This window comes from Idiomarina sp. PL1-037, assembly GCF_034422975.1.
In the GTDB taxonomy this organism is placed as follows: domain Bacteria; phylum Pseudomonadota; class Gammaproteobacteria; order Enterobacterales; family Alteromonadaceae; genus Idiomarina.
On sequence record NZ_CP139873.1, the window covers coordinates 1,569,149 to 1,593,091 of the forward strand.

Below are 23,943 nucleotides of genomic sequence, written 5' to 3' on the forward strand. Positions count from 1 at the left end.
TTACCACGTTAGGCTTTTTTATTTCCTACACCAAATAATCTTGCCAGTGCCGGGATTAGAATCAGCGCACCCAGCATATTCCATAGGAACATAAAGGTCAGCAATATCCCCATGTCCGCCTGAAATTTAATGGGTGAGAATATCCAGGTGGCGACACCTATGGCCAGCGTTAAGCCAGTAAAGCCAACGGCCTTGCCAGTGTTATCCAGCGAGTACTTGTAGGTTTCATGCAACGACATGCCCTGCTGCAAGCCCTCTTTCACTTTACTGTAAATATAAATGCCGTAGTCGACGCCGATACCAACCCCTAAGGCAATAACCGGCAAGGTAGCCACTTTAATGCCTATGCCTAACACCGCCATTAGTCCTTGACTCATAACAGTAGTAAAGGCCAGCGGCAGTACGATACAGGCCACCGTACGAACGCTACGGAAGGTAATAAAGCACAGCACGATAACAACACCATAAACCCACAGCAGCATCTTAGTCTGCGCCGCCTCTATAACCGAGTTAGTCGCAGCTTCAATACCCGAGTTGCCCGCTGCCATCAACAGCTCCAACCCTTCCTGCTGATAGTTCTGGTTAAACTCGTTAACCGAGCCAACGACATTCTTTAAGGTTTTAGCTTTATGGTCATCAAGGTAAATAATGACTGGCGCCATTGAACAATCGTTGTTGATCAAACCGTCCGGAATACGGCTTAAAGAGGCGTTAGTAACGTATTTATTGCGGTTTAAACTAAACCACTTAAGGTTACCCTCATTTATGCCAAACATGCCCATTTTAGAAACGTAGACGACAGACTTAACGTCCTGAACACCGCCGGTATTTTCCATATGCCAGCTAAAACGCTCCATAATCTCTAGATTATCGTAGGCAATACACTGTTCAGGCGCAGATGCCGCCATCACCACAAAAATATCGGTACTGGAGCTGTAGTTTTCTACAATAAAGGCATTGTCCTGATTATAGCGACTGTCAGGACGAAGCTCCGGCGCGCCTTTATCGAGGTCACCAATTGCCATATTCTGACTATTGACTAAGCCCCAGGCCAGCATAATTAGAGCAACAACGAGGGCTGAATACGCCCATTTTGGCTGAGTAAATTTAGCAAAGAAATCAAACAGTGGATGACGCTCGTCCTTTATTTTTTTCTGGTAAGCAACACCGTTGTCCGAGGTTCCCAGGTAGGACATCAAAATAGGCAGTAAAGCCAGGTTAGTCAGCACCACCACAGCAACACCAATACTGGCCGCTATTGCCAACTCTTTGATGACCTCAATATCAATAACCATCAAGGTCGTAAAGCCAATGGCGTCACTTGCCAGAGCGGTTAACCCCGCAATATACAGACCGCGGAACGCAGTGCGAGCAGCAGCAACTTTATCAAGCCCGGCAACCCGGTTGGTACCAATTGCATTTATAATCTGTACGCCATGCGAAACCCCTATGGCAAACACCAGGAATGGCACGAGCATTGAGTACGGGTTAATACCGCTGCCTATCAACTCAATAATGCCAAGCTGCCAGATAACCGCAATAATTGAGCAGCTAAGGACCATAAAGGTACTGCGCCAACAGCGGCTATAGAGGTAAAGCATGACAAGCGTGATAGCGATAGCCAGCAGGAAGAACAAACCAACCTGCTCAGCACCTTCAATAAGGTCGCCTATCAGTTTCGCAAAACCGGTGATGTGAATTTCAATATCTTCGCTTTGGTATTTATCGCGAACCAGGGTTTCCAGCTTTTCAGAAAATTCCTGATAATCGAGCTTTTCGCCAGTTTCAGGGTTAACTTCATCCAGCGGAATATAGACGATGGTAGATTCAAAGTTATTTGCAACCAGGTTACCTACTTCACCTGAGCGCAGAACGTTAGTTCTTAGTTCATCTAAGGATTCTTCACTGCCGTCATAACCATCGGGAATCACCGGGCCGCCGACAAAACCTTCTTCGGTAACTTCCATCCAGCGAACATTGGGAGTCCATAAGCTGCGAAGCCCGGAGCGGTTAACGCCCGGAATGAAGAAAATTTCATCGGTTATTTTTTGCAATTCCTGTTGAAAATCGGCTTCAAAAATATCGCCGTCTTTATTTTCAACAGCCACTCGGACAACGTTCCCCAAACTGGCTAAGTCGTCCTGGTAATCAAAATAATTTTGAATAAACGGATGGTTAGTCGGGATCATTTTGCTCAGGCTGGCGTCAGGGCGAACCTGCGACGCATGATACCCCAGGAACAAGGTCAGTAATAAAAAGACAATTAGCCAAGGAGCCCGTACCGTGAACAATAACTTCTCCAGCAGTCCTGCTGATTTATTCGCACTCGGATTATCCATTTACTGCGCTCCTTGTTGCGTTGCTGTTGCCAGGGCTTCTTTTTCAGTGATCTTGGCCGGCCAGTGCAACAGACCACTGCGGCCCGTCATAATCCACTCACCGTCGGCTACTTCAATAATATCGGTCAGAACCGAACTGCTCGGATGTGTCCTGTTCTTTACTTCTAGCTGGCCATTAATCTCAAGAATGGTTCCGGAATGCCCGACAATGAGCTGAGTACCCTTGTTAGTGTTGGTTCCGGCCGACAAATTAACTCTGGTGCCTGTATCAACGGTTGTAAAGCTTTGACCTTTATCGTCTGATACAAAGGCGTTTCCACGCAGGCCATAAACCCATACACGGCTCTCAGCATCGAGGTGCCCGCCAAACAGCGACCCACGATAAGGCGAGTCCAGGGTTTCCCAACTCTCACCACCATCGTGACTCGCAAAGGCTAACCCGGCTTCCCCAAAAATATATAAGTCATCACCCTGGCCAAAAATAGTATTCAAATGATAACCGCCCGGGTTTTCCAAACGACCCGAGATAACCTGCCAGCTTTCGCCGCCATCTTCGGTTTTAAGGAAGGTACCATAAGCGCCTATCGCCATCACGGTCTGACTGTCTTTCGCGTAAAGGTCTAAAAAAGGCTTGCTGGGGCCTTCTTCTCTGGCTGCCTCTATATTACTGATCTGGAACTGAGCCTCTTCAAGCTGCCATTCAAGCTCACCGATAACATCTTCATCGTTCGTTGATTCTAGTTGTTCTTTCAGTTTTTCAATACGCTGTTCAAAATAACGTTTTTCTAACGTCATTAGTTCAAAGCCATCTAACTGCCGCTTCCAGGTTTTACCACCATCTTCGGTTTTAATAATGACACCATGATGCCCAGTCGCCCATCCGTTTTGCTCGTCAGCAAAAGCGACGCTCGTTAAAAGTACACTGGTATCTACTTTAGCCTGTTCCCAGTTATCGCTCTCTTTCCAGATAATATTTCCATGCGCACCGACGGCTATAATTCGCGTTCCAACGGTCGTCACTTCAATAAGCACTTCGCTTTTAATTCTGTCTGATGACAATGCTGGTGCACTGATCACGTCGTAATCAGTAATTGTTGTTGTGTCGCCATCCTGTGCAAGCACTGTGGTGCTAAAAAAAGCCCCCAACAACACCCCTAATGGGGTTAAAGACAAGCGCATGGAACCTCCAAGGTACTAAAAATGTCATAGGATTGTATAAGCTCAAGATTATTTGAAAACCTTTTTTCGTTAAATTCGTGCTTTTTTTCGTTAAAGTATTGCTTGAGAGGTCAGTCCTCTGGCAAAGTGATGTTGGAAAGTAGAACAACAAGGAAAATTATAATGAATAAACTGATGCTAAAAGCTGGCGTTTTTGCCATGTCGGTGATTTCCGCGAGCGTTGCGGCTAAGGTATCACCAGAAGAAGCCGCAAGGCTTGGTCAGGATCTAACCCCGATTGGTGCTGAAAAAGCGGCAAATGCCGACGGCTCTATCCCGGCCTGGGACGGTGGTTACTCTGATCATTCGGTAGAAGTTGTTCGCGGTAATGACCCATTTGCCGATGATAAGCCGTTATTTACGATTACTCATGACAACCTGGATGAGCACAAAGAACATCTAAGCGAAGGCCAAATCGCTATGTTCAATGAATACTCAGATTATAAAATGATTGTCTATCCAACCCACCGTTCGGCAACTTATCCGGACGAGCTTTGGCCTAAAATAAAATCTAACGCAGAAAATGCAGAAATGGTTGCCGGTGGTAACGGCGTCGAAAACTTCGATACTACCATTCCATTCCCTATCCCCGAAAATGGGTTAGAGGCGGTGTGGAACCATATTACCCGTTACCGTGGCGGCGCTGTAACTCGTAACGTAGCCCAGTTCCCGGTTCTGGCTAACGGAGACTACAACACAGTAGAACTTAAGGAGACCTTGGTATTCCCTGAGTACTTAGAAACCGGTCGCCAGGAAGCCGACGACAACGTTCTGTTTTATTTTATGCAGGAAGTTGAAGCGCCTTCTCGCTTAACTGGTACTGTTTTGCTGGTTCATGAAACCATTAACCAAGTAAAAGAAGGCCGTCGCGCCTGGATTTATAATGCCGGCCAGCGTCGTGTACGTCGTGCACCGAACGTTGCTTATGACGGACCAGGCACTGCGGCAGATGGCTTACGTACTTCTGACAACCTGGATATGTACAACGGTGCACCAGATAAGTACAACTGGGAATTAAAAGGTAAGAAAGAAGTTTATATTCCTTACAACAACTTCAAGATCATGGATCCTGAGCTTAACTATGAAGACATTATAAAAGCAGGTCATATGAACCAGGACTTGATCCGCTATGAAAAACACCGTGTGTGGGTTGTCGAAGGCACTTTGAAAGACGGGGAACGCCATATCTATTCTAAGCGTACAATGTACCTTGATGAAGATACCTGGACAGCGTCACTGGTTGATCACTACGACGGACGTGGCGAACTATGGCGTGTTGGTGAAGCTCTGAATACTCAGTTCTATAACCAGGACGTTCCGTGGATGGCTGCAGAAGCGTTATATGACCTGAATTCGGGTCGTTACATATCTCTTGGGTTAGGGAATGAAGAAGACCCTTACATGGAATGGGATATTTCACCAAGCCGTGAAGACTTCAGTACTAACGCATTACGCCGTAAAGGCTTCAGATAAGCCAATACCGCTTAAACGTAAAAAGGAGACTCATTTGAGTCTCCTTTTTTAATGTCCGTAGCCTGGTGAGTTCTACGTAGCTTGACGTTATTACATTAAGAAGGCAGCAGCATCGCGGTTGTTACGGGTCATCTCACCTGATGCAATAGCATCAGGCTACTTTTCCAGACGAGCCAGAAGACTCGATGTATCCCAGCGACTGCCACCCATTTTCTGAACGTCAGCATAGAATTGGTCAACTAATGCAGTCGCCGGCAGCGACAAGCCCTGACGGTCGGCCTCAGCCAAGGCTATTTTTAGATCTTTACGCATCCAGTCTACAGCGAAGCCATGCTCGTAGTGGTTATCCCACATAGTCTTATAACGATTTTCCATCTGCCAGGAGCCTGCAGCACCCTGACTAATCGCCGCAATAAGCTTATCAGGATCTAAGCCGACTTTACGTGCCAGTTGAAGCCCTTCAGACAAGCCTTGCAAAACGCCGGCAATACAAATCTGATTGACCATTTTCGCTAATTGTCCACTACCGGCAGGTCCCATCAGTTGACGAGTTTTGGCATAGCATTGGAAAAGCTCGTCCGCAGCTTCAAAAGTATGTTGTTCACCACCCACCATCGCCGTTAGAACACCGTTTTCCGCTCCGGCCTGGCCGCCTGAAACCGGCGCATCTAAAAAACTGCCCTGCTTTTCATTTACAGCTTGTTCAAGCTCTCGTGCCAATTCAGCGGAAGCTGTAGTATGGTCAATAACAACAGCTCCGGATTTTAAATTCGCCAGAATACCCTCATCGCCGTAAAATACGTTACGTACATCGTCATCGTTACCAACACAAACCATAACAAAGTCAGCTTCCTTAACAGCTTCAGCCGGGGTTGGCTGGCAGCGTCCGGAATATTCCTTTGCCCATTTTTCGGCTTTAGCCTGAGTGCGGTTATAAACCGTTACCTTATGATCCGCTTTTTGTAAGTGACCGGCCATTGGGTAACCCATAACGCCTAATCCAATAAATGCACATTGCTTTGACATCGTCATTTCTCCAAACTAATTCGGTTTTTCAATAAGCCAGTGTTGATAACGTCCCAGCTCACGATAAGGGGACATTTGATTGTATTTCATCTCAAGTGCCAGTAATTCATCGAACCGTTGCTGATGAGTCAGGTCACGTAAGTAGTCATGAAAACAGCGAACACCGGTCTTTTGCTGAACGTTTAACCCTTCTTGATCTAGCCAGTCGTCAACTTGTTCCGGTACAGCTGGGTTCTGAGGATTCAAACGAACGGTCTTTTTCACCTTCAGCCCGCGCTCAATATAATCAAAGTTGCCGTAAATGGCATTGGCAAAAAGCTTAGCATGATAGTTATAAAACATAAGCGACAACTTTCCGCCAGGCTTTAATAGTGAAGCCAATTGATGAATGGCAAGCTCGGTGTCCGGCAGCCATTCCAGCAAGGCGTGGCAAAGAATAATATCGTACTGATTTAGCGGCTGCTGATTAGCAAGCTCTGTTAAACTTGCCGAAACGTACTTGCACTTATGTCCGAGGCCTGCCGCTTTGTGACGGCGCTCAGCTTCTTCAACCATTTCGGTTGAAAGATCAGAATGCACCACCGCGAAGTCATTTTCCTGAAACCACTGGTTTACCTGACCAAGCCCGGCTCCTACATCAAGCACTAAACATGGCTCAGTGGCTAACAGCGGCGCTAAATCACGCTTGAGCACCTCAACCCTGAGTTGCCCTTTAGTGGTGTCATAAATAGATTTGGAGAATTTTTGGCTAATACCGCTGAAGTCGCCGCGTTCCTGTTTTTTTCTATTCATAAAGGCTTCTTTTCATCAGGCCGGACTATCAATATCAATAAACTTAACATCCAGCTCAAACTGGCGTGCTAAGTGTTCGCCCAGCGCTTTTGCGCCGTAACGCTCGGTGGCATGATGCCCGGCCGCAAAAAATGCAATACCTTGCTCCCTCGCACTGTGTATCGTCGGCTCCGAGACTTCACCGGTAATAAAGGCGTCGACTCCAAGCTGGGCCGCCCGGTCAATAAAGCCTTGCCCGCCACCGGTGCACCAGGCAACTGTTTTAATTTTATTTAAACTGTCGACTCGACACACCAACGGTCGCTCTAAGCGCTGTTCCAGTTCATTGGCTAATTCGTCGGAGGAAACGGCTTTAGCTAACTGACCGGTTACCAGCGGACATGCCGGATCAGAAGGATCCACCGGCCCATCGAATTGCCAATCCATCAGTTTGGCCAACTGCGCATTATTTCCCAGTTCAGGGTGGACATCCAGCGGTAAGTGATAGGCAAATAAATTGATATCATGCTTCAACAGCTGCTGTAGTCGACGCTTTTTCATACCAACAACTTCCGCCGGCTCGCCCTTCCAGAAATAGCCATGATGAACCAGAATCGCATCAACGTTCTCGTCAACTGCCCTGTCAACCAGGGCCTGACATGCGGTTACTCCGCTGACTACTTTGCGGATTTCAGATTTCCCCTCTACTTGCAGTCCATTAGGACAATAGTCTTTAATCTGCTCACTGTTTAATAGTTTATTAAGATAATTTTGTAATTCATTTCTATTTATCGGCATATCTGAAAACCAAATTGCTTTGATGAATGGCTCCAGTTTACCCGAAATTAGACAATAATCCGAAAAAACGGTATAAACGAATAGCGAAGCATTTTTATACAAAACTTTTACAACCAAACCTTGAATAAAGGAACATTTCAATGAGCAAACTGGATAAAGAAAAGGTACTAGCCGAATATACCGAAGCTTATCAAAAGGCTCACGGTAAAAAGCCGGAAATAGAAAGCAGCAATGGCTGGTATAGCGTTAATGGTGGTAAGAATGTACGTCTTACTCAGTTAGCAGACGAAGCAAAAGAGTTGACTAATGAGAAGTCATCAGCAGCTGAAAAGTCAGAGCCTAAGAAAGCCGAGACTAAGAAATCAGCAGCGAAAAAGCCTGCTGCAAAAAAATCCCCGGTGAAAAAATCCAGCTCTGGCGGCTTAACCGCAAAAGAACTGTGGAAACAAAAGTTAAATGGTAAAAACAGCGATTGTCGTTTACCTCGAGGCAGTGCGTAATTCACCGCTATAAGCAAAAAAGCGACCTTAATGGTCGCTTTTTTGTTATAGAACGTCTGGATTTTTACCGGCAACGCGGTCTATTGGAACTCTAATTTTACGGTAACGGTGCACCAGAAAGTCACTGCGTTTGAAAATGACTTTTTCAGAACCAAAATCAGCCTGAGACACCAGGAAGCGATCATTATCCAGTGTTTTTGCTATAATTCCTAACTTCCCCTGATGCGGTCCACGCTTAATAAAAACCGTCTGCCCTTGTATGCGGGGGTTGTTATAAGAAAATGTCGGATAATTAATTGCCACTGCCGTTTCCCTAAACCTTTTAAGGCTATATCAATACCAGGATTATACTCCTATTATCGGTCACCGACAGAGATTCTTGATATTTATTTCTTACCAATATAAAGCGTTATCTCCCCAACAGGGAAGCCCCATTTAGACATGTCGGTACGATTGATCATATTGTTCTCATCAATAAGATACAGCCAGTCATCCAACGTCAATACCAAAGGCTCGCCGTCTACCACAACTTCCAGTTGGTACTCCCAGTTAAGAACATTGCCTGCTGTTGTACCTTTAGCAACACCTTCAACATCGTCTGCACGCCCTTCATAACTATTCGGGCCGGTTTTTGTTATGTGCCAGACTCTTTGCTGCTCACGACCATCGGCATAAGTGAAATGTTCGTCGAGAACGCCTTTATTACCCTCCCAGGTACCTGTCATGGTTACCTCAAAACGCTGAATCACTTCCCCGCTGTAGTCCTGAACCATACCGTAAGCAACCAGTTCACCGTTAAAGAACTCTTCAAGCTTTAACTTTGGCTCAGCTGATTTATAAGCATCAATGCCGGTTGAGCACGCCGCAAGTAAACTAAGTAAAACGGTAAAGCCTAAAACCTTTAAAGCCTTCATTTTATTTCTCCCCAATGAGTTCATTGCGCTCAGATTCAAAGCGGCTATTTTCCGACAACCAAATAGCTAAAAACTGTTCGGTAAAGTCTTTATCGTCAATTTCTCCAAGCAACTTATCGCTTTGGTAAAACGCCGCTGTTCCGTCTTTCTTTTCAACTAAGAGAAGGCAGTCGCCTTCTTTAATATCGGGCCAGATAGATTCAAGTCTTTCTAACCATTGTTCATGCTTATCACTGTTCAAACCCAGCTTCTGCCATTCTTCTTCCGTCGTTTCGATAAGATCTTTCGCCTTTATATCGCGCAGGTATTCCAGTAACAGAGCCTGCCGTTCTTCCTGTTTATATTCACCTGACCGGCTATATAAAGTGGCGTCATAAACATCCCAGAAATACACACTGAGCCGGGTTTCACCAACTTTAGAGAAGTCATCGGGTACTGAGCCGGAACATTCAGCGGCATAAGAATTAAGGCTAAACAGAGCAATAATTCCGCATAAAATAAATCGCATACTCTAGACTCCCTGTTCTTTCTTAATTGACATGGAGAAAACGAAATACGCCATCATTAGTCCCCATACAGCAGCATAACAGCCAACAACAACCGGCATTGAGTCAATCGTTGCTGCATTAAGTTTTATTCCTGCAACATAGCTCAGGGGACCTGAAATAGCACCAAGCAAAACCGCTATTACGGGTTTAGGTGCCAGCCAGTCCAGTGCAACCGGCGCCATAGATGAAAAACCCAGCCACAGCATGACCAGCCACAAAGGAAAATATCCTCCGGAAAAATCGATAACACCCAGGCTTATCACAATAGCCTCCAACAATAACCCCACCGCAAACAGCCGCAAAATTAAGGTCCAGCTAACTTTGGCTACGGCAATGCTGTAGAAAAATTGAAAGGCTAATAAAACACCACTAAGCACAATGTAGTTCTCGCGCCCGGAAACGGCACTGAACCAAAGCGCATTGAACAGAACAAAACTGACAATTTTATGCTGAATAGAAGTCATTAGTACGCCTGCGATTTACTAGCGGTAACCTGAACAACCGATACCCGTTGTTCCAGAAAGCCGCCTTCACAATAGCTGAAATAGTAATTCCAAAGTCTGGAAAAGCGTTCATCGTAGCCAAGCTTTTCGAGCTCGCTTTCGTGAGCGTTAAACCGCTCTTCCCATTCTCTAAGGGTTTTCGCATAACTCAAACCGAAATCGTGTACGTCACGAACCACCAAGTCAGTGTAACGCGTAAACAATTGCGTCATTTGGCTCAAAGACGGAAGAAAGCCGCCGGGAAAGATATGCTTTTGAATAAAGTCTACGGAACGGGCGTAGGATTTCGCTCTCTGATCGGCAATAGTGATAGCCTGTAACGACATTTTTCCGTCTTCTTTTAACAGTTTATTGCAGGTTTTGAAAAAGGTCGGTAAGTATTCTTTCCCCACCGCTTCTATCATTTCAACCGAGACCAACTTGTCGTACTGCCCTTCTAAGTCACGGTAGTCACGCTTCAATAATTCAATTCTGTCGGACAAGCCCGCCGCTTCCACTTGCTGCTTCGCGTACTGAAATTGCTCATCTGAAATTGTCGTCGTTGTTACCCGGCAACCATAATTTTTTGCTGCATAAATGGCCAGGCCACCCCAGCCAGTACCTATTTCCAACAAATGATCTTGTTTTTTTAAGTCGAGTGCATCACACAAACGCTGCATCTTGTTGCGCTGGGCTTCCTCCAGCGAATCTGTGGACTCTTTAAATAATCCGCTGGAATATTGCATTGCGCTGTCAAGAAAACGCGTATAGAGCTCGTTACCCAGGTCATAGTGAGCGGAGATATTCTTTTTAGCTTGTCCTTTGCGGTTTCGGTTACTCCAGTGCTGGTATTTATTAAAAGGAAAAGTTAACCAGGCCAGCCGTGTCTCCAGCTTATCTAAGGCCGGTAAATTGCGGGCAAAAATACGAATAACCGACGTTAAATCGGGCGTATCCCAGTGCTTATCAATATATAATTCGGCTGCGCCAATACTGCCACCAGTTACCAGGCGACGGTAAAAAGACGAGCCTTTCACGTCAATTTCAGCATTCAAATCTTTATCGGGGTGCCCGAAAGTTTCAATGAACGTGCCTTTTTCTTTTATTGTCAGCTGCCCATATTGCAAATGAGCTAATAACTTAAAAGCGATAGTACGGAAAAGCTTATCCAACACACCATACTGAATAGGCGCTACCATAGTTGTTTCACTACTGGACATACAAACTGCCTTCTAATTATTTTAGTTACCAGGGTTTCCGTAAAATGGAACCCGCTTGATAAAAAGCTTTAACGCCTGCCAATAAATGCCACCAATAATTTTTAGCGCCATGACAGGTACTGTCCTTAATACGCGATAAATTTCACTACGGTTTAGCGGTTGCCTATTTAATTTCATGCCGGCAACAAAATCTTTCTCTTGCTGGTGGGCGCTTAAAGTGACTTTTAAACTCTCTGTGGGAGGTTCTATTTGCCAGTGATAGGTCATATCCATAGGGTTAAACGGAGAAACGTGAAATTGTTTACTGGTTTTTGGAGACTCTTCTGACAAATCGACCAAATAATAGTGACGTTGCAGCCAGGGCGTATTACTGACTTCAGCTAACATGTGTGTATATTCGTCGTTGTTCTGACGAAGAAAATACAAGTTAATTGGGCTAAAAAAAATTCCAAAGGTACGTAAGTTTCCGACAAATAAAACCTCACCAGTTAAATTCTTCGCTGCAAGGGAGGACATTTTATTCAGTGCAGCCTGCTGTAAACTGCCCTCTTCACCTTTCAGATAGTCTTTTCGACGAAACCAAAGAGGCGCAAAATTTTTACACGATAACCAACGGCTTGTCGAACTAACTTCATCGAGCTCGGATAAATCGATGCACCATTGTTGGAAACGGTAATTAAAGGCGTGGTGTTTGGGGCGATGCCTTACATGAAAGACATTCCCCCAATAAATCGCACTCTTCATGAGTTATCAATCAATTCTGTATTCAAGCGGTTAACAACATCAATGGCGCTTCTTACACCGTCTTCATGAAAACCGTTATACCAATAAGCACCAACAAAATGGGTGCTATTCTTTCCGCAAATTACATTTCTTTCGGCTCTGGCTTTTAAAGACTGAACAGAATACTGTGGATGCTCATAGGTAAAGGTTTTAATGATCTCGTCAGGAGCAATTGCGGCTGTATTGTTTAATGTAACGCATACGGTTTTGTCGCACAGCAGTCCTTGCAGAATATTCATATTGTAGGTTACTGAGCTGGGCTGCTCTTCTGCTGCATCATCTTCTCTTAATAGATAATTCCAACTGGCCCAGGCTCGTCGCTTTCTGGGTAACAAGTTCTCATCAGTATGCAGAACAACCTCATTCGGGCAGTATTTTATCTCACCAAGAATACGTTTTTCGTCAGCACTGGCGTCATCGAGTAACGCAAGCGCCTGGTCACTGTGACACGCGAAAACCACTTCATCAAAATACCGTTCTTCACCATTACTAAAAACAAGAACAACCTGCTCCTGTTGACGCTTAACTGCAACAATTTCACTGTTTAATTCAAGCCGTTCTTTAAACGGTTCGGTTAGCATTGGAATGTACGCGTGAGAGCCACCGATAAGAGTATGCCACTGAGGACGGTCGCTAACATTCAATAACCCATGATTATCAAAAAAACGAAGGAAAAAGCCCAGGGGAAAGTCTTTCGCGTCGGCCAGGCTTGCAGACCAGATAGCTGAAACCATCGGTAATAAGTAGTAATGCGAAACCGATTCCGGAATATTGTGCCGAGTGAGGAATTCTGCCAACGTGACATTGTCAGCCTCGCTGACATCCTCTTCTAACGCACTTTTCGCGGCGGCGTTAAATTTCAAAATACCCTGCAACAAACGGTAAAAAGACAAGCTAAACAAATTTTTCCGTTGCGCAAACAAGGTATTGAGATTGTGTCCATTAAATTCCAGACCCGACTTAGGATCACGTACGCTGAAACTCATTTCAGTGTCACGCCAAGCCACTTCCAGACCTTTTAGCAGACGTTTAAAACGTGGATATGTCTTATCATTAAAAACAATAAAACCTGTATCTACGGCATACATGCTGCCATTAATTTTCACATCACTGGTACATGTATGCCCGCCAATATAATCATTTTTTTCAAATACACTGACTTGATGTTCACGGCTTAAATAGTAAGCGCTGGTAAGACCCGCAATACCACTTCCAATAACGGCTATCTTCATGAGGACTGCTTCCTTGCCATTTGTTCTGATAGTTTCACTTGTAAGCCTTCCGGCAAGACAGACATTAACTTCAAAAGACTACTAAATAGCCACGGAAATGCGATGTCCCGTTTGTTCTTATTAATACCTTTTATTATTGCCTTAGACGCAAATTCAACGTCAACGCGCATTGGCATCTCAAAATCATTGGCATCAGTCATTGGTGTTTTAACAAACCCAGGCGATACGGTTTGAACTTTGACTCCCTGAGACTTGAGGTCAACTTCCAGTCCCCGCGCGATATAATGCATTGCTGCTTTTGAACCACCATAAGCCTGAGCCCGGGTGAACGGAAGAAGTCTCGCCAGACTGTCAACAATGACCAGACGCGCCGAGTCACTGAATTGGGGAAGTAAAGCTTCCACACAGTTCATTGTGCCGAATACATTTACTTTAAACACACGCTCGAACATGTCGGCATCGAAAGCTTTAACGTCGAGGTATTCACACACGCCCGCGCACAGAATTGCGACATCAATCTCATTAACTTGTGCTAACGCATTTTTTGCCGACTCTTTGTCTGTAATATCAAAGGCGCTGCAGGTTATTTTTTCAGGATATTGTTTTTGTATCTCTGACAACGCGTCGTTATTTCTTCCACACACAACGACGTCATTGCCGTCAGCTGCGTAATCCAAAGCCAGCTGACGCCCAATACCTGATGAAGCTCCTGTAATTAAGACTTTCATTCGTCTGTTAGCCTATTCTTAATTTTATCAATGACATAACCGACTAGCGGTACGTGTTCATAAAGCATTGCGCCAAGGTCGTAATAATCTCTTTGTTCTCTGATTTTGCCGTCTTCAAAGGTTAAATACGAAACTCCCGGCAGAATAATTTCCATGCCATTGGCAAGCTTGGGGTGTGCGTAACGCATCTGCCATGTAAGAAACGCTTGCTCTTCGCCAACGCATTCGTCGTCAAAAGCAAAATGACAATATTCAACGTTTTCCATTGTGTGTTTTAGATATTTTCGAAAATCCTCCAACCCGACAACGTGTTGGATTGGATCAGTAAACGCTATTTCGTCATGGTATAACTCATTCAGTTCATCAAGATTTTCGGTTTTTAGTTCATCGTAGAACTCTTTGAGTTTTTCGACTAATTCACTGTTATCCATTTTTCACCTGCTTAAACGTTGTTAAGAATCGTTCACGAGCAAATTTGTGCTCGACTATGGGTTCGCAATAGTTATTACTGCTTTGTTGCTGAAGCCAACTATGAGGCCAGTGAATATACTTTGTTGGTACTTCCTTAAGTTCGTCTACCCACTTACGAATGTACTGCCCGTCAGGATCAAATTTCTCACTTTGCTTAACCGGATTAAAAACACGAAAATAGGGAACGGCGTCAGTTCCAACCGAAGCACTCCATTGCCAGCCACCGTTGTTTGCCGGGAAACTGCCATCAATTAAATGCTGCATGAAAAAGGCTTCACCTTTTCGCCAATCTACTAATAGATCTTTTACCAGAAAATTGGCTGTGATCATTCTTAAGCGGTTGTGCATCCACCCCGTTGATGTCAATTGACGCATTCCGGCGTCAACAATTGGGTACCCCGTGCGGCCATTACACCAACGTTGAAAAGCGTCATCGTCCTCTAACCACTGAATGCTGTCCGTTTCAGTCTGAAAGCTTTCCCCTTTTGATAAGCGCGGCACAAAGTACATTAGATGCTGATAGAACTCTCTCCATGCCAGTTCGGTAAGCCAGGTATCAGCACCGGAAGCAAGTCCAAACGGAAACTCTGGCGAAAACTTATGTAGCGCCCGGGCAGCCGTCTGCGGCCCAATAACTCCCTGCGCCAAATAAGCGGAAAGTTGTGAGGTTCCGTTTTCAGCCGGCAGATCTCTGCCTTGTTGATAATCATCAATACTGTGGCCGACGAATTGCCCCAGTTTCCCCAGAACTTGCTGCTCGCCAGCACTCCAGTCAGACGAGTCTTTTCTAGCCAGCGGACAGTCAGGGAGGCCTTTTGCGGTAACTCGAGAATAAGATTTGATTTGCAGCGGTTCGCTATAAGCTTTTTCGCTTAATACTTGTCGCCAACGCCGGTTAAAAGGCGTGAATTTTTTGTAATAGTCACCTTGTTGCGTTCTGACCTCTCCCGGCGACACCAACAGATTTCCATGGTGCGAAACCAGTTCGATATCGTCATTGCTTAATACTGCATTGGTCGCTGCATCTCTGCGTTTTTCATCCAGCGCATACTCTGCATTAATATGTACCCGGGCAATTTCATTTTCCCGGCAAAAAGCTCTTACAGCGCCGGGAATCTGACTGAATTTGGGGACGAGTTGCACCTCCAGCTCAATGCCCTTTTCGGCTAAATCCTGCTGCAGGCATTCTAAATTTCGCCAAACAAAGTCTACTTTTATCGGCGCCCAGTCATGGCTTTCCCATGTTTCATGACACACAAAAAATATCGCCAACGGTGGCTCATCGCCCTGACATGCAGAAAAGACAGCCGGGTTGTCTAATATTCTTAAATCACTACGAAACCAAATTACTTCTCGCATCGCTACAGCCCATAACGTAATTTTAAATCATCAGGATAAGGCGTCAGATACCATTGCCCTTCTAAATACTCTTTTGGGAACTCGCGCAAATAATGCCGTATTAACGTTAGAGGTGACATAAGAGGGAGAATGCCATCGTGATACTGGAGAATGATATCACTCAGCTCTTCCCGTCTTTCATGGCCGAGATCTGATTTGAAATAGCCCTGGATATGTTGGAGCACATTGGTGTGGTTCTTACGAGAGGCAGGTTTTGATAAAGCGTCCATCACATCAATAATGTACTGCTCCGCAAAAGCACCGTCGATGGTCTCTTGCTCACCCAAACGCTTACCCAGCTCGCGGTAACGTTGCTGATTATGAGCCAACAAAAGTAACTTGCAGCGTTGGTGAAACTGCAAAAGCTGATGTTTAGAAAGCGTCTGCGTCATTTCTTTCCATTGACTAAACACATAAACCCGCATAACGAAATTTTCACGTAAATGCGGGTCATTGAGCCGGCCATCTTCTTCTAAAGGCAGAGCGGGATTCTTTTCCTTTAGTCGCGCAGTAAAAATTCCCATTCCTGCTTTTTGTGCATGCCCCGTTTCCGGATCATATAACTTGACCCGCTCCATACCGCAACTGGGAGATTTCGCGCATAGAATGTAGCCACTTAACTGTTCTATTTTCACCTGAATCTTATCGGCAAAATCCGCTAGCTGTGACGTAACATTTTCACCGGTTTTGGGTACTACCGCCTGTACATCATCATGTTGCTCGAGCCTGATTGTCGGTCTTGGTACCGGCATCCCAATACCAACTTCCGGGCAAAAGCGTACCAGTTCCATGTGTCGATTTAATTCATCAACGCAAAATGCGGATTTCTTGTGTCCTCCGTCAAACCTGACTTCATCGCCCATTAAACAGGAACTAATACCCACTTTTAATTTTGCCATTGTAACCTCTGCGAAATTTCAATGATGATAATGTACGGTATATTGCTAAAAATAGTTTGGCCTTTACTCGATAAAAAAGATCCAACCAGACCCACCTCAACGTAATGTTTCTTAATTGTTTAAACTACTAGCCAAATGAGGTTATATGCAGCAGTTACCGCTATTCCCGCTTACATCGCATATAATGCCGGGCGGACGCATGAAATTAAAGGTGTTTGAGCCTCGTTACACCAGGCTGGTAAAAGAATGTCTGCAAAATGACAGTGAGTTTGTAGTGGCCATGTTTAACAATGAACATGCAACGACATCAAGCGATTACCTTCTCCCGTACGCTACCACCGTGAAGATTATTGATTTTGAACCACGAGACGATGGTTTACTTGGAATAACCATTGAAGGAAAAAATCGGGTTCGTATTGACGAGCATTGGTCGGAGAGCGATAAACTCAGGTTTGGCAAGATAGAGTATCTTGAAAACTGGCCTGAAATTACCCTGGATAATTCCGACGACAAACTCAAAACTCGATTACAGGAAGCGTTCGAGACCTACCCTGAACTGTCTGAGTTACTACCCAATCTAGGCTACGAGAAACTTGATTGGGTCTGTTCAAGGTGGCTTGAAATACTGCCTTTGGATGTCTATACGAAACAAGAACTGATAAGATGCGAAAATTGTCTAAAAGCGAAAGAATATCTGTTAGACTTAATCCGTTAATTGAGTAAACATTCTGCCATCCGGGTGATCCATTTTCTCAACACCCCGTAATAGTTAGAACATTGTGTGAAAAGAAGCAGGTCTAATTATGCAAATGGTGTCAGAAAGAACATCGAATCGGGGGTCTATGGCTACCACCCAGACAGACGCTGCCGAAAAAGCAGGGGAACTGCTGGCAGAGATTGCGGAAAATAGGAATCGCGTTGCCTTTAGCGAGCTCTTCAGGTTATTTGCACCCAAACTGCAGTCTTACGCTACAAGACAATTTGGTAATGAACAAACGGCGATGGATCTCGTCCAGGAAACCATGACAAACGTCTGGCACAAAGCGCATTTGTTCAAGCCTGACCGTGGCTCTCCTTCCACCTGGATATTTACCATAGCTCGTAACATCCGCTTCGATTTGCTTCGCAAAAACAAAAAACGCAAAGATGACATCAGTGCTGATGAACTCTGGCCGATTCTGTCAGAGCAGAACGATAGCCTTGATGATGGATACGCATTGGATCACGATGTTCTGATGCAGGAAATTTCTTTCTATTACGCTCAATTGCCCGATGCACAACGGGTCGTTATTGAGAAGATTTATATTGAAGGTAAATCTCAACAGGAAGTCTCTGACGCCCTGGGAGTGCCTTTAGGGACAATTAAGTCCCGAACTCGTCTAGCATTAAAAAAATTGAAAGAGTTGATAGTCGATGATGATTAAATCACACCCGGGCGAAGGCCTTTTATATCAGTATGCCTCTGGCGACCTTAGTGCGGCCATGACTTTAGTTGTCGGCACACACATCGATATGTGTAAAGCATGTCGTCAAACCGTGTGCGAGATTGAACAGAAGTTGTGTGAAGAGAATTTGGACACGTTGGTTAGTGTTGCCAGTACAACAATGAGCAAGTCTCAGTGTGACCAAATGCTGGAGGCTATTTTTGCCTCTTCTGCATGCAACAAACAAGTAAACCAACCGAATGAGATGCTCTCTCTGGAAGGTCGTCGCTTTACACTGCCTCGTACTCTGGCTCACAACAGTCATCGTATTGGAGAGTGGTCGAAACTGGTCGGTAAGCTCTGGCGCGCACCATTAACTCTGGACAATGGGAATCAGACCAACTTAATTTACATGGCGCCAGGAGCAAAGCTCCCGGAACATACGCATAAAGGAGAGGAAGCGACACTGGTTATTGATGGTGTTTTTAATGACGAGCAAAGCGAGTACAGGGACGGCGATTTTATGTTGCTTGATCCGAATCGTACCCATACGCCGGAAACTCAGGATGAAGACTGTTTAACCCTGGCAACTCTGAACGCTCCCTTACACTTTACCTCTGGTATCAGTAGGTTATTAAACCCCTTTAGTCAGCTTTTCTTTCGTTAATTTCAAGCGACTCAGCGTACAAAGATTTAATAAAAAAGAACCCGAGGTTAATCCTCGGGTTCTGCGTTTTCGACTCTGCTTTTAAATTTTTGACCCGGTTTGAAGGTCACAACCCGACGCGCTGAAATTGGAATTTCTTCGCCCGTTTTAGGGTTGCGTCCGGGGCGCTGATTTTTAGTTCGCAACTCAAAATTGCCAAAGCCCGACAACTTTACCTGCTCCCCTTTTTCCAAAGCAACTCTGATTTCTTCAAAAAAATCTTCAACTAACACTTTGGCATCTTGTTTACTAACACCGTATTTGTCGAACAGCACCTCTGCCAGTTCTGCTTTGGTCAGCGCCATAGTTTAATCCCTCAATGTTGCATTAAACTCACTCTTTAATGTCTCAATAAATTTAGTCATAAGCTCAGTGACCTCCGCTTCTTCCAAAGTCTTATCGCTGTCTTGAAGAGTAACGGATAAAGCCAAGCTTTGCTTACCTTCTGCCACACCATCACCGATGTAAACGTCAAATAAGTTTAGGTCAACTAACTGTTTTACGCCAACATTTTCCATCGCAGCGATCAGCTCACCTGCCGCAAGGTCTTTATCAACCACGACAGCAAGATCGCGACGAATAGAAGGATAACGAGATACCGGCTTAGCTTGCGGTAAAGGCCTCTCAGTCACGGCGGATAAGGCCAGTTCAAACACAAAGGTACGCTGGTTAAGCCCTAAAGCTTTATTAAACTTAGGATGTAAAGCGCCGATATCGCCAACTTTTTCAGAGCCGCGGTAAATTGCCGCTGATTGCCCCGGGTGCAGTGCTGGATGTTGTGATGCAACAAAACGAAACGCTGCAGCATTACCTGTTTGAGCCAATAACGCTTCAACATCGCCTTTTACATCGTAAAAATCAACCGCACTATCACCTTCCGACCAGTGCTCGGAGTGCGCTTTACCAGAACGTATGCCACTAATAACCGCTTCCTGGCGAACACCATTTTCAGCTGACTCATCTGGAATAAAGCGTAAACCCGTTTCTACAAAAGCCAAAACAGACTGTTGACGCTTCTGATTATGAGCAACCGCGCCGACTAATCCCGGCCATAGGCTCACACGCATAGATGACATATCAACCGAAATTGGGTGTGGCAAAGTCAGCGCTGCGGTCTCATCAAACATCAGTGCCTGATGTTTTGGATCAACAAAGCTGTAGGTTATCGCTTCCTGATAACCACGGCTGACCATAGCATCCACCAATTGATGGGCGCTAAGCTGGCTTTCTTTACGCTCAGTCATGCGCAGTTGCGCTGCCGGCGGTGCAGCCTGAATTGAGTTATAACCGTAAACACGGGCCACTTCTTCAATTAAATCTTCTTCAATGCTCAAATCAAAACGATAAGACGGAATGCCAACCTGCCATTGTTCACTGTCAAATGAAACATCAAAGCCTAAACGCTCAAGAATTTCAGTGACACTGTCATTAGCAATGCTGACACCCAGTACTTTAGCCAATCTGCTAGCTCTTAGGGTAATGCCATCACGCTTAGGCAAAAATGGCTCTGCCACCGCTTCGGTTACCGGCCCCGCTTCACCACCGCAAATTGCCAACAACAGTTCTGTCGCTCTTTCCATTGCCGTACGTTGCAACTGAGGGTCTACGCCGCGCTCATAACGATGTGACGCATCGGTATGTAGACCGTAACGGCGTGCTTTCCCTAAGATGGCATCCGGTGCAAAGAACGCGCTTTCCAGAAAAATATTTTTGCTATTTTCTGTTACACCACTGTTTTTACCACCGTAGACACCCGCCATGGCCAGTGCTCTTTTCTCATCAGCAATAACCAGAGTATCGTCGTCCAGCTCAACTTCTTGATCATCAAGCAAAGTAAGCTTTTCTTTAGGCTTGGCTAAGCGAACATCGATGTTCCCTTCAAGTGAATCGAGGTCAAATGCATGCATGGGGTGACCCAGTTCAAGCAACACGTAGTTAGTGACATCAACTACCGGGTCAATGCTACGAATACCGCTGCGTCTTAATTTTTCTGTCATCCATACCGGCGTTGGGCGAGTTAAATCGACACCTTTGATAACGCGGCCTAAATAACGCGGACACTGCTCAGCAGCAGACAAGGTAATGCTTAGCGTATCTTCAATACTGGCCGCTACTTCATTACTTTCTGGTACTGTTACATCCAGACGGTTCAACACACCTACTTCACGGGCGATACCTCTAATGCTAAGGCAATCACCACGGTTAGGGGTTAAGTCAATATCAATACTGTTGTCATCAAGCTGCAGGTATTTACGGTAATCCTCTCCGACCGGAGCATCTGCCGGAAGCTCAATAATGCCGTCGTGCTCATCAATGAGCCCCAGTTCTTTGAACGAGCACAGCATACCGTTTGACGGCTGACCGCGAAGCTTCGCTTTCTTAATTTTGAAATCACCAGGCAATACCGCACCAACTTTAGCAACTGCAACCTTAATACCTAAGCGGCAGTTAGACGCGCCGCAAACAATATCTACCGGCTCAGCTTCGCCAACATCTACTTTTGTAATTTGTAATTTATCTGCGTCTGGATGAGGACCACAATCAATCACTTCACCAACGACGACAGTATGGAATTCATCGGCAACCGGCTCAACAGCATCTACTTCAAGACCCGCCATACTGAGCTGTTCACTCAATTCATGACTGCTGATGTCGGGGTTAACCCATTCCCTTAACCATTGTTCACTGAATTTCATTGCTTACTGCCCGTTAGTTAAATTGTTTGAGGAAACGCAGATCGTTCTCGAAGAACGCACGTAAATCATTCACGCCGTAGCGCAACATGGTAAGACGCTCGACGCCCATACCAAAGGCAAAGCCGGTGTACTTTTCCGAATCAATACCCACCGCCTTCAATACGTTTGGGTGCACCATGCCGCAACCTAAAACTTCTAGCCACTTACCGTCTTTACCCATGACGTCAACTTCTGCCGAAGGTTCGGTAAACGGGAAGTAGGAAGGTCTGAAGCGCACCGTTAGCGACTCTTCGAAAAAGTGATTCAGAAAATCTTCCAGAATTCCTTTTAACTGCGTGAAGCTGACATCGGTATCAACCATTAACCCTTCTACCTGATGAAACATCGGGGTGTGGGTCTGGTCATAGTCGTTCCGGTACACACGTCCGGGAGAAATGATCCGCAACGGAGGCTGCTCATTCTCCATGGTACGAATTTGTACACCAGAAGTTTGCGTACGCAACATTGTTGAGGGGGTAAAATAAAACGTATCGTGATCAGCGCGAGCCGGATGATTCGCAGGGATATTCAGCGCGTCAAAGTTATGAAAACCGTCTTCGACTTCCGGGCCTTCTTTTACACTAAAGCCTAAATCACCAAAAAACTGTTCAATACGGCGAATCGTCTGAGTAACCGGATGCACACCACCTACCGCAGAATGCCGCCCGGGTAAAGTAACATCGATACGTTCCGCTTCCAGCTTCTGTGCTAACTCAGCCGCTTTCAATAGCTCTTTGCGGGCATTGATACTGGTCTGCACTTGTTGCTTGGCTTCATTAATTTTCTGTCCGGCTTCCCGACGTTCAGACGGGTCTAGCTTACCTAAGCCTTTTAAAAGCTCGGTAAGCTGCCCTTTCTTACCCATATACTCGACGCGGACTTCGTCTAACGCAGTCGGTGAATCTGCGGCCGCAATGGCCGATTCAGCCTGCTCAACAATTTGCTCTAGCTGCATCGTATCCCTCAACAACACAAGATAAATAATAAAGGCGCTATGATAGCGAATTTTCAATGAAAAAGGGAGCCAATTGGCTCCCTTCTAAATCTGTTTATTCTAATCCCTAAAGGTTTTGAATAATTACAGTGCGCCTTTTGCTTTCTCAACCAAAGCGGCAAAACCGTTTTGATCATGAACAGCGATATCGGCTAAGATTTTACGATCGATTTCGATAGATGCTTTTTTCAGGCCATTAATAAAGCGGCTGTAAGACAAACCGTTTTGACGAGCCGCAGCATTGATACGAACAATCCATAACTGACGGAATTGACGTTTCTTATTGCGACGGTCACGGTATGCGTATTGACCTGCTTTAGTTACTGCCTGGACCGCTACGCGATAAACGCGACTACGGGCACCATAATAACCTTTCGCCTGCTTCAGGACTTTTTTGTGACGCGCTCTCGCGATTACACCACGTTTTACTCGTGCCATTTGCTATCTCTCCTTATGCGTACGGTAACATGCGAGCGACTAATTTAACGTCGGCCTCATGGACCATGCTCTTAGCGCGAAGCTGACGCTTACGCTTAGGGCTCTTCTTAGTCAGAATGTGACGCAAGTGAGATTGCTTGCACTTAAAACCACCAGAAGCAGTTTTTCTAAAGCGCTTGGAAGCGCCCTTGTTCGATTTCATTTTTGGCATGAAATTAAACTCCGCATTGTTGATAAAAGTGTGAAAGGGTGAGCCTGACAATCAGACTACTTGTAAACCACGATCACTTCTTGTTGGGTGCCAAGACCATAATCATCTGGCGCCCTTCGGCACGTCTTGGGAACGACTCAACAATTGAGATTTCTTCTAAATCGTCTTTAACACGATTTAGCAATTCAATACCCAACTCTTGGTGTGCCATTTCCCGGCCACGGAAACGGATAGTGACTTTGGTTTTGTCACCTCCCTCGAGGAAACGACGCAGGTTGCGCAGTTTTACCTGGTAGTCGCCCTCATCAGTACCAGGCCGGAATTTAACTTCCTTGACCTGAATCTGTTTCTGCTTTTTCTTCTGCTCTTTCTGTTCTTTACTCTTTTCAAAGAGGAACTTGCCGTAATCCATCAGGCGGCAGACCGGTGGTTCTGCGTTAGGGCTCATCTCCACCAAATCAACACCAGCTTCCGCTGCTGCATCAAGAGCCTCGTTAATACTGACGACACCAGCTTGTTCGCCATCGGTTCCGATTAAGCGAACTTCATCAACGCCTGTGATTTTTTCGTTGATACGGTTTTTATCTGCAGCTTTCTGAGTTCTTTTTCCGCCTTTAATGGTTTATTCCTCCAAA

27 protein-coding genes are annotated in these 23,943 nt (G+C 45.4%); 5 read left to right on the top strand and 22 right to left on the bottom strand.

Annotated features, from left to right (window positions below):
• Nucleotides 1-8: 8 nt before the first annotated feature.
• Both U0358_RS07330 and U0358_RS07335 read right to left on the bottom strand, forming a co-directional pair.
• A complete protein-coding gene (locus tag U0358_RS07330; RefSeq protein ID WP_317497003.1) occupies nt 9-2,339 on the bottom strand; it encodes an efflux RND transporter permease subunit in 2,331 nt (776 codons plus the stop codon).
• Nucleotides 2,340-3,518, bottom strand: coding sequence for a WD40/YVTN/BNR-like repeat-containing protein (locus U0358_RS07335; RefSeq protein WP_317497004.1), 1,179 nt, complete (start codon nt 3,516-3,518; stop codon nt 2,340-2,342).
• A gap of 162 nt (nt 3,519-3,680) precedes the next feature.
• Between U0358_RS07335 and U0358_RS07340 the strand changes: the two genes are divergently transcribed.
• Entirely contained in the window at nt 3,681-5,030 is a 1,350-nt protein-coding gene (locus U0358_RS07340; RefSeq protein WP_317497005.1) for a DUF1329 domain-containing protein, read from the top strand.
• Between the two features lie 156 nt (nt 5,031-5,186).
• Here the strand turns inward: U0358_RS07340 and U0358_RS07345 are convergent, their stop codons facing one another.
• From U0358_RS07345 to U0358_RS07355, 3 genes are read right to left on the bottom strand one after another with little or no spacing between them, the layout of a single operon-like run.
• Nucleotides 5,187-6,056: an NAD(P)-dependent oxidoreductase gene (locus U0358_RS07345; protein WP_322405798.1), complete on the bottom strand. Its 870-nt coding sequence runs from the start codon at nt 6,054-6,056 to the stop codon at nt 5,187-5,189.
• A 15-nt stretch (nt 6,057-6,071) separates the two neighbouring features.
• Nucleotides 6,072-6,848 (bottom strand): methyltransferase domain-containing protein, encoded by a 777-nt coding sequence (locus U0358_RS07350; RefSeq protein ID WP_317497007.1) that lies wholly within the window; start codon nt 6,846-6,848, stop codon nt 6,072-6,074.
• Nucleotides 6,849-6,863: 15 nt separating this feature from the next.
• Nucleotides 6,864-7,625: a Nif3-like dinuclear metal center hexameric protein gene (locus tag U0358_RS07355; protein ID WP_322405799.1), complete on the bottom strand. Its 762-nt coding sequence runs from the start codon at nt 7,623-7,625 to the stop codon at nt 6,864-6,866.
• A 140-nt stretch (nt 7,626-7,765) separates the two neighbouring features.
• Between U0358_RS07355 and U0358_RS07360 the strand changes: the two genes are divergently transcribed.
• Entirely contained in the window at nt 7,766-8,125 is a 360-nt protein-coding gene (locus tag U0358_RS07360; RefSeq protein ID WP_322405800.1) for a hypothetical protein, read from the top strand.
• A gap of 45 nt (nt 8,126-8,170) precedes the next feature.
• Here the strand turns inward: U0358_RS07360 and U0358_RS07365 are convergent, their stop codons facing one another.
• The 11 genes from U0358_RS07365 to U0358_RS07415 form a co-directional block, all read right to left on the bottom strand.
• Nucleotides 8,171-8,428, bottom strand: coding sequence for a DUF3912 family protein (locus U0358_RS07365; protein ID WP_322405801.1), 258 nt, complete (start codon nt 8,426-8,428; stop codon nt 8,171-8,173).
• 83 nt (nt 8,429-8,511) lie between these two features.
• On the bottom strand, nt 8,512-9,039 hold the full coding sequence (locus U0358_RS07370) for a DUF3833 domain-containing protein (RefSeq protein WP_322405802.1): 528 nt from the start codon (nt 9,037-9,039) through the stop codon (nt 8,512-8,514).
• 1 nt (nt 9,040) lies between these two features.
• Entirely contained in the window at nt 9,041-9,547 is a 507-nt protein-coding gene (locus U0358_RS07375; protein WP_322405803.1) for a chalcone isomerase family protein, read from the bottom strand.
• Between the two features lie 3 nt (nt 9,548-9,550).
• A complete protein-coding gene (locus tag U0358_RS07380; protein ID WP_317497013.1) occupies nt 9,551-10,051 on the bottom strand; it encodes a DUF2878 domain-containing protein in 501 nt (166 codons plus the stop codon).
• Nucleotides 10,051-11,289: a class I SAM-dependent methyltransferase gene (locus U0358_RS07385; protein ID WP_322405804.1), complete on the bottom strand. Its 1,239-nt coding sequence runs from the start codon at nt 11,287-11,289 to the stop codon at nt 10,051-10,053. The genes U0358_RS07380 and U0358_RS07385 overlap by 1 nt, the downstream gene beginning before the upstream one ends.
• A gap of 21 nt (nt 11,290-11,310) precedes the next feature.
• Nucleotides 11,311-12,033, bottom strand: coding sequence for a DUF1365 domain-containing protein (locus U0358_RS07390; protein WP_322405805.1), 723 nt, complete (start codon nt 12,031-12,033; stop codon nt 11,311-11,313).
• A complete protein-coding gene (locus U0358_RS07395) occupies nt 12,030-13,304 on the bottom strand; it encodes an NAD(P)/FAD-dependent oxidoreductase (RefSeq protein ID WP_322405806.1) in 1,275 nt (424 codons plus the stop codon). The genes U0358_RS07390 and U0358_RS07395 overlap by 4 nt, the downstream gene beginning before the upstream one ends.
• Nucleotides 13,301-14,032, bottom strand: coding sequence for an SDR family NAD(P)-dependent oxidoreductase (locus U0358_RS07400; protein WP_322405807.1), 732 nt, complete (start codon nt 14,030-14,032; stop codon nt 13,301-13,303). The genes U0358_RS07395 and U0358_RS07400 overlap by 4 nt, the downstream gene beginning before the upstream one ends.
• Nucleotides 14,029-14,463, bottom strand: a complete 435-nt coding sequence (locus U0358_RS07405) for a nuclear transport factor 2 family protein (protein WP_317497018.1) — start codon at nt 14,461-14,463, stop codon at nt 14,029-14,031. Before U0358_RS07405 ends, U0358_RS07400 begins: the two co-directional genes overlap by 4 nt.
• Complete coding sequence (gene phrB, locus U0358_RS07410) at nt 14,456-15,862, bottom strand: deoxyribodipyrimidine photo-lyase (protein ID WP_317497019.1); 1,407 nt, start codon at nt 15,860-15,862, stop codon at nt 14,456-14,458. The genes U0358_RS07405 and phrB overlap by 8 nt, the downstream gene beginning before the upstream one ends.
• A 2-nt stretch (nt 15,863-15,864) precedes the next feature.
• Complete coding sequence (locus U0358_RS07415; protein WP_317497020.1) at nt 15,865-16,800, bottom strand: YbgA family protein; 936 nt, start codon at nt 16,798-16,800, stop codon at nt 15,865-15,867.
• A gap of 145 nt (nt 16,801-16,945) precedes the next feature.
• On the opposite strand from U0358_RS07415, the gene U0358_RS07420 reads away from it, so the two are divergent.
• From U0358_RS07420 to U0358_RS07430, 3 genes are all read left to right on the top strand, one after another.
• A complete protein-coding gene (locus U0358_RS07420; protein WP_317497021.1) occupies nt 16,946-17,515 on the top strand; it encodes an LON peptidase substrate-binding domain-containing protein in 570 nt (189 codons plus the stop codon).
• An 88-nt stretch (nt 17,516-17,603) separates the two neighbouring features.
• Nucleotides 17,604-18,224, top strand: a complete 621-nt coding sequence (locus U0358_RS07425) for a sigma-70 family RNA polymerase sigma factor (protein ID WP_317497022.1) — start codon at nt 17,604-17,606, stop codon at nt 18,222-18,224.
• Nucleotides 18,214-18,891 (top strand): ChrR family anti-sigma-E factor, encoded by a 678-nt coding sequence (locus U0358_RS07430; protein ID WP_317497023.1) that lies wholly within the window; start codon nt 18,214-18,216, stop codon nt 18,889-18,891. Before U0358_RS07425 ends, U0358_RS07430 begins: the two co-directional genes overlap by 11 nt.
• Nucleotides 18,892-18,938: 47 nt before the next feature.
• Here U0358_RS07430 and U0358_RS07435 read toward each other — a convergent pair whose 3' ends face one another.
• From U0358_RS07435 to infC, 6 genes are all read right to left on the bottom strand, one after another.
• Nucleotides 18,939-19,235, bottom strand: a complete 297-nt coding sequence (locus U0358_RS07435; RefSeq protein WP_253620011.1) for an integration host factor subunit alpha — start codon at nt 19,233-19,235, stop codon at nt 18,939-18,941.
• Nucleotides 19,236-19,238: 3 nt separating this feature from the next.
• Nucleotides 19,239-21,626, bottom strand: coding sequence for a phenylalanine--tRNA ligase subunit beta (gene pheT / locus U0358_RS07440; RefSeq protein WP_322405808.1), 2,388 nt, complete (start codon nt 21,624-21,626; stop codon nt 19,239-19,241).
• A gap of 13 nt (nt 21,627-21,639) precedes the next feature.
• Nucleotides 21,640-22,620 (bottom strand): phenylalanine--tRNA ligase subunit alpha, encoded by a 981-nt coding sequence (gene pheS / locus U0358_RS07445; protein ID WP_317497026.1) that lies wholly within the window; start codon nt 22,618-22,620, stop codon nt 21,640-21,642.
• A gap of 123 nt (nt 22,621-22,743) precedes the next feature.
• The gene (gene rplT / locus U0358_RS07450) at nt 22,744-23,097 is read right to left on the bottom strand and encodes a 50S ribosomal protein L20 (RefSeq protein WP_011234642.1); all 354 of its coding nucleotides are present in this window, start codon (nt 23,095-23,097) and stop codon (nt 22,744-22,746) included.
• Nucleotides 23,098-23,110: 13 nt separating this feature from the next.
• Nucleotides 23,111-23,308 (bottom strand): 50S ribosomal protein L35, encoded by a 198-nt coding sequence (gene rpmI, locus U0358_RS07455; RefSeq protein ID WP_317497027.1) that lies wholly within the window; start codon nt 23,306-23,308, stop codon nt 23,111-23,113.
• Between the two features lie 73 nt (nt 23,309-23,381).
• Nucleotides 23,382-23,927, bottom strand: coding sequence for a translation initiation factor IF-3 (gene infC / locus U0358_RS07460; RefSeq protein WP_317497197.1), 546 nt, complete (start codon nt 23,925-23,927; stop codon nt 23,382-23,384).
• Nucleotides 23,928-23,943 lie beyond the last annotated feature (16 nt).

Excerpts from the sequence above, each read along its gene's own strand:
- U0358_RS07390 (WP_322405805.1), bottom strand. The coding sequence starts at position 12,033 with ATGAAGAGTGCGATTTATTGGGGGAATGTCTTTCATGTAAGGCATCGC.
- U0358_RS07395 (WP_322405806.1), bottom strand. The coding sequence starts at position 13,304 with ATGAAGATAGCCGTTATTGGAAGTGGTATTGCGGGTCTTACCAGCGCT.
- U0358_RS07375 (WP_322405803.1), bottom strand. The coding sequence starts at position 9,547 with ATGCGATTTATTTTATGCGGAATTATTGCTCTGTTTAGCCTTAATTCT.
- U0358_RS07335 (WP_317497004.1), bottom strand. The coding sequence starts at position 3,518 with ATGCGCTTGTCTTTAACCCCATTAGGGGTGTTGTTGGGGGCTTTTTTT.
- pheS (WP_317497026.1), bottom strand. The coding sequence starts at position 22,620 with ATGCAGCTAGAGCAAATTGTTGAGCAGGCTGAATCGGCCATTGCGGCC.
- U0358_RS07435 (WP_253620011.1), bottom strand. The coding sequence starts at position 19,235 with ATGGCGCTGACCAAAGCAGAACTGGCAGAGGTGCTGTTCGACAAATAC.
- U0358_RS07415 (WP_317497020.1), bottom strand. The coding sequence starts at position 16,800 with ATGGCAAAATTAAAAGTGGGTATTAGTTCCTGTTTAATGGGCGATGAA.
- U0358_RS07355 (WP_322405799.1), bottom strand. The coding sequence starts at position 7,625 with ATGCCGATAAATAGAAATGAATTACAAAATTATCTTAATAAACTATTA.
- U0358_RS07380 (WP_317497013.1), bottom strand. The coding sequence starts at position 10,051 with ATGACTTCTATTCAGCATAAAATTGTCAGTTTTGTTCTGTTCAATGCG.
- U0358_RS07345 (WP_322405798.1), bottom strand. The coding sequence starts at position 6,056 with ATGTCAAAGCAATGTGCATTTATTGGATTAGGCGTTATGGGTTACCCA.
- U0358_RS07385 (WP_322405804.1), bottom strand. The coding sequence starts at position 11,289 with ATGTCCAGTAGTGAAACAACTATGGTAGCGCCTATTCAGTATGGTGTG.
- U0358_RS07420 (WP_317497021.1), top strand. The coding sequence starts at position 16,946 with ATGCAGCAGTTACCGCTATTCCCGCTTACATCGCATATAATGCCGGGC.
- U0358_RS07425 (WP_317497022.1), top strand. The coding sequence starts at position 17,604 with ATGCAAATGGTGTCAGAAAGAACATCGAATCGGGGGTCTATGGCTACC.
- U0358_RS07370 (WP_322405802.1), bottom strand. The coding sequence starts at position 9,039 with ATGAAGGCTTTAAAGGTTTTAGGCTTTACCGTTTTACTTAGTTTACTT.
- U0358_RS07330 (WP_317497003.1), bottom strand. The coding sequence starts at position 2,339 with ATGGATAATCCGAGTGCGAATAAATCAGCAGGACTGCTGGAGAAGTTA.
- rpmI (WP_317497027.1), bottom strand. The coding sequence starts at position 23,308 with ATGCCAAAAATGAAATCGAACAAGGGCGCTTCCAAGCGCTTTAGAAAA.
- rplT (WP_011234642.1), bottom strand. The coding sequence starts at position 23,097 with ATGGCACGAGTAAAACGTGGTGTAATCGCGAGAGCGCGTCACAAAAAA.
- U0358_RS07405 (WP_317497018.1), bottom strand. The coding sequence starts at position 14,463 with ATGGATAACAGTGAATTAGTCGAAAAACTCAAAGAGTTCTACGATGAA.
- U0358_RS07360 (WP_322405800.1), top strand. The coding sequence starts at position 7,766 with ATGAGCAAACTGGATAAAGAAAAGGTACTAGCCGAATATACCGAAGCT.
- pheT (WP_322405808.1), bottom strand. The coding sequence starts at position 21,626 with ATGAAATTCAGTGAACAATGGTTAAGGGAATGGGTTAACCCCGACATC.
- U0358_RS07400 (WP_322405807.1), bottom strand. The coding sequence starts at position 14,032 with ATGAAAGTCTTAATTACAGGAGCTTCATCAGGTATTGGGCGTCAGCTG.
- phrB (WP_317497019.1), bottom strand. The coding sequence starts at position 15,862 with ATGCGAGAAGTAATTTGGTTTCGTAGTGATTTAAGAATATTAGACAAC.
- U0358_RS07350 (WP_317497007.1), bottom strand. The coding sequence starts at position 6,848 with ATGAATAGAAAAAAACAGGAACGCGGCGACTTCAGCGGTATTAGCCAA.
- U0358_RS07430 (WP_317497023.1), top strand. The coding sequence starts at position 18,214 with ATGATGATTAAATCACACCCGGGCGAAGGCCTTTTATATCAGTATGCC.
- U0358_RS07340 (WP_317497005.1), top strand. The coding sequence starts at position 3,681 with ATGAATAAACTGATGCTAAAAGCTGGCGTTTTTGCCATGTCGGTGATT.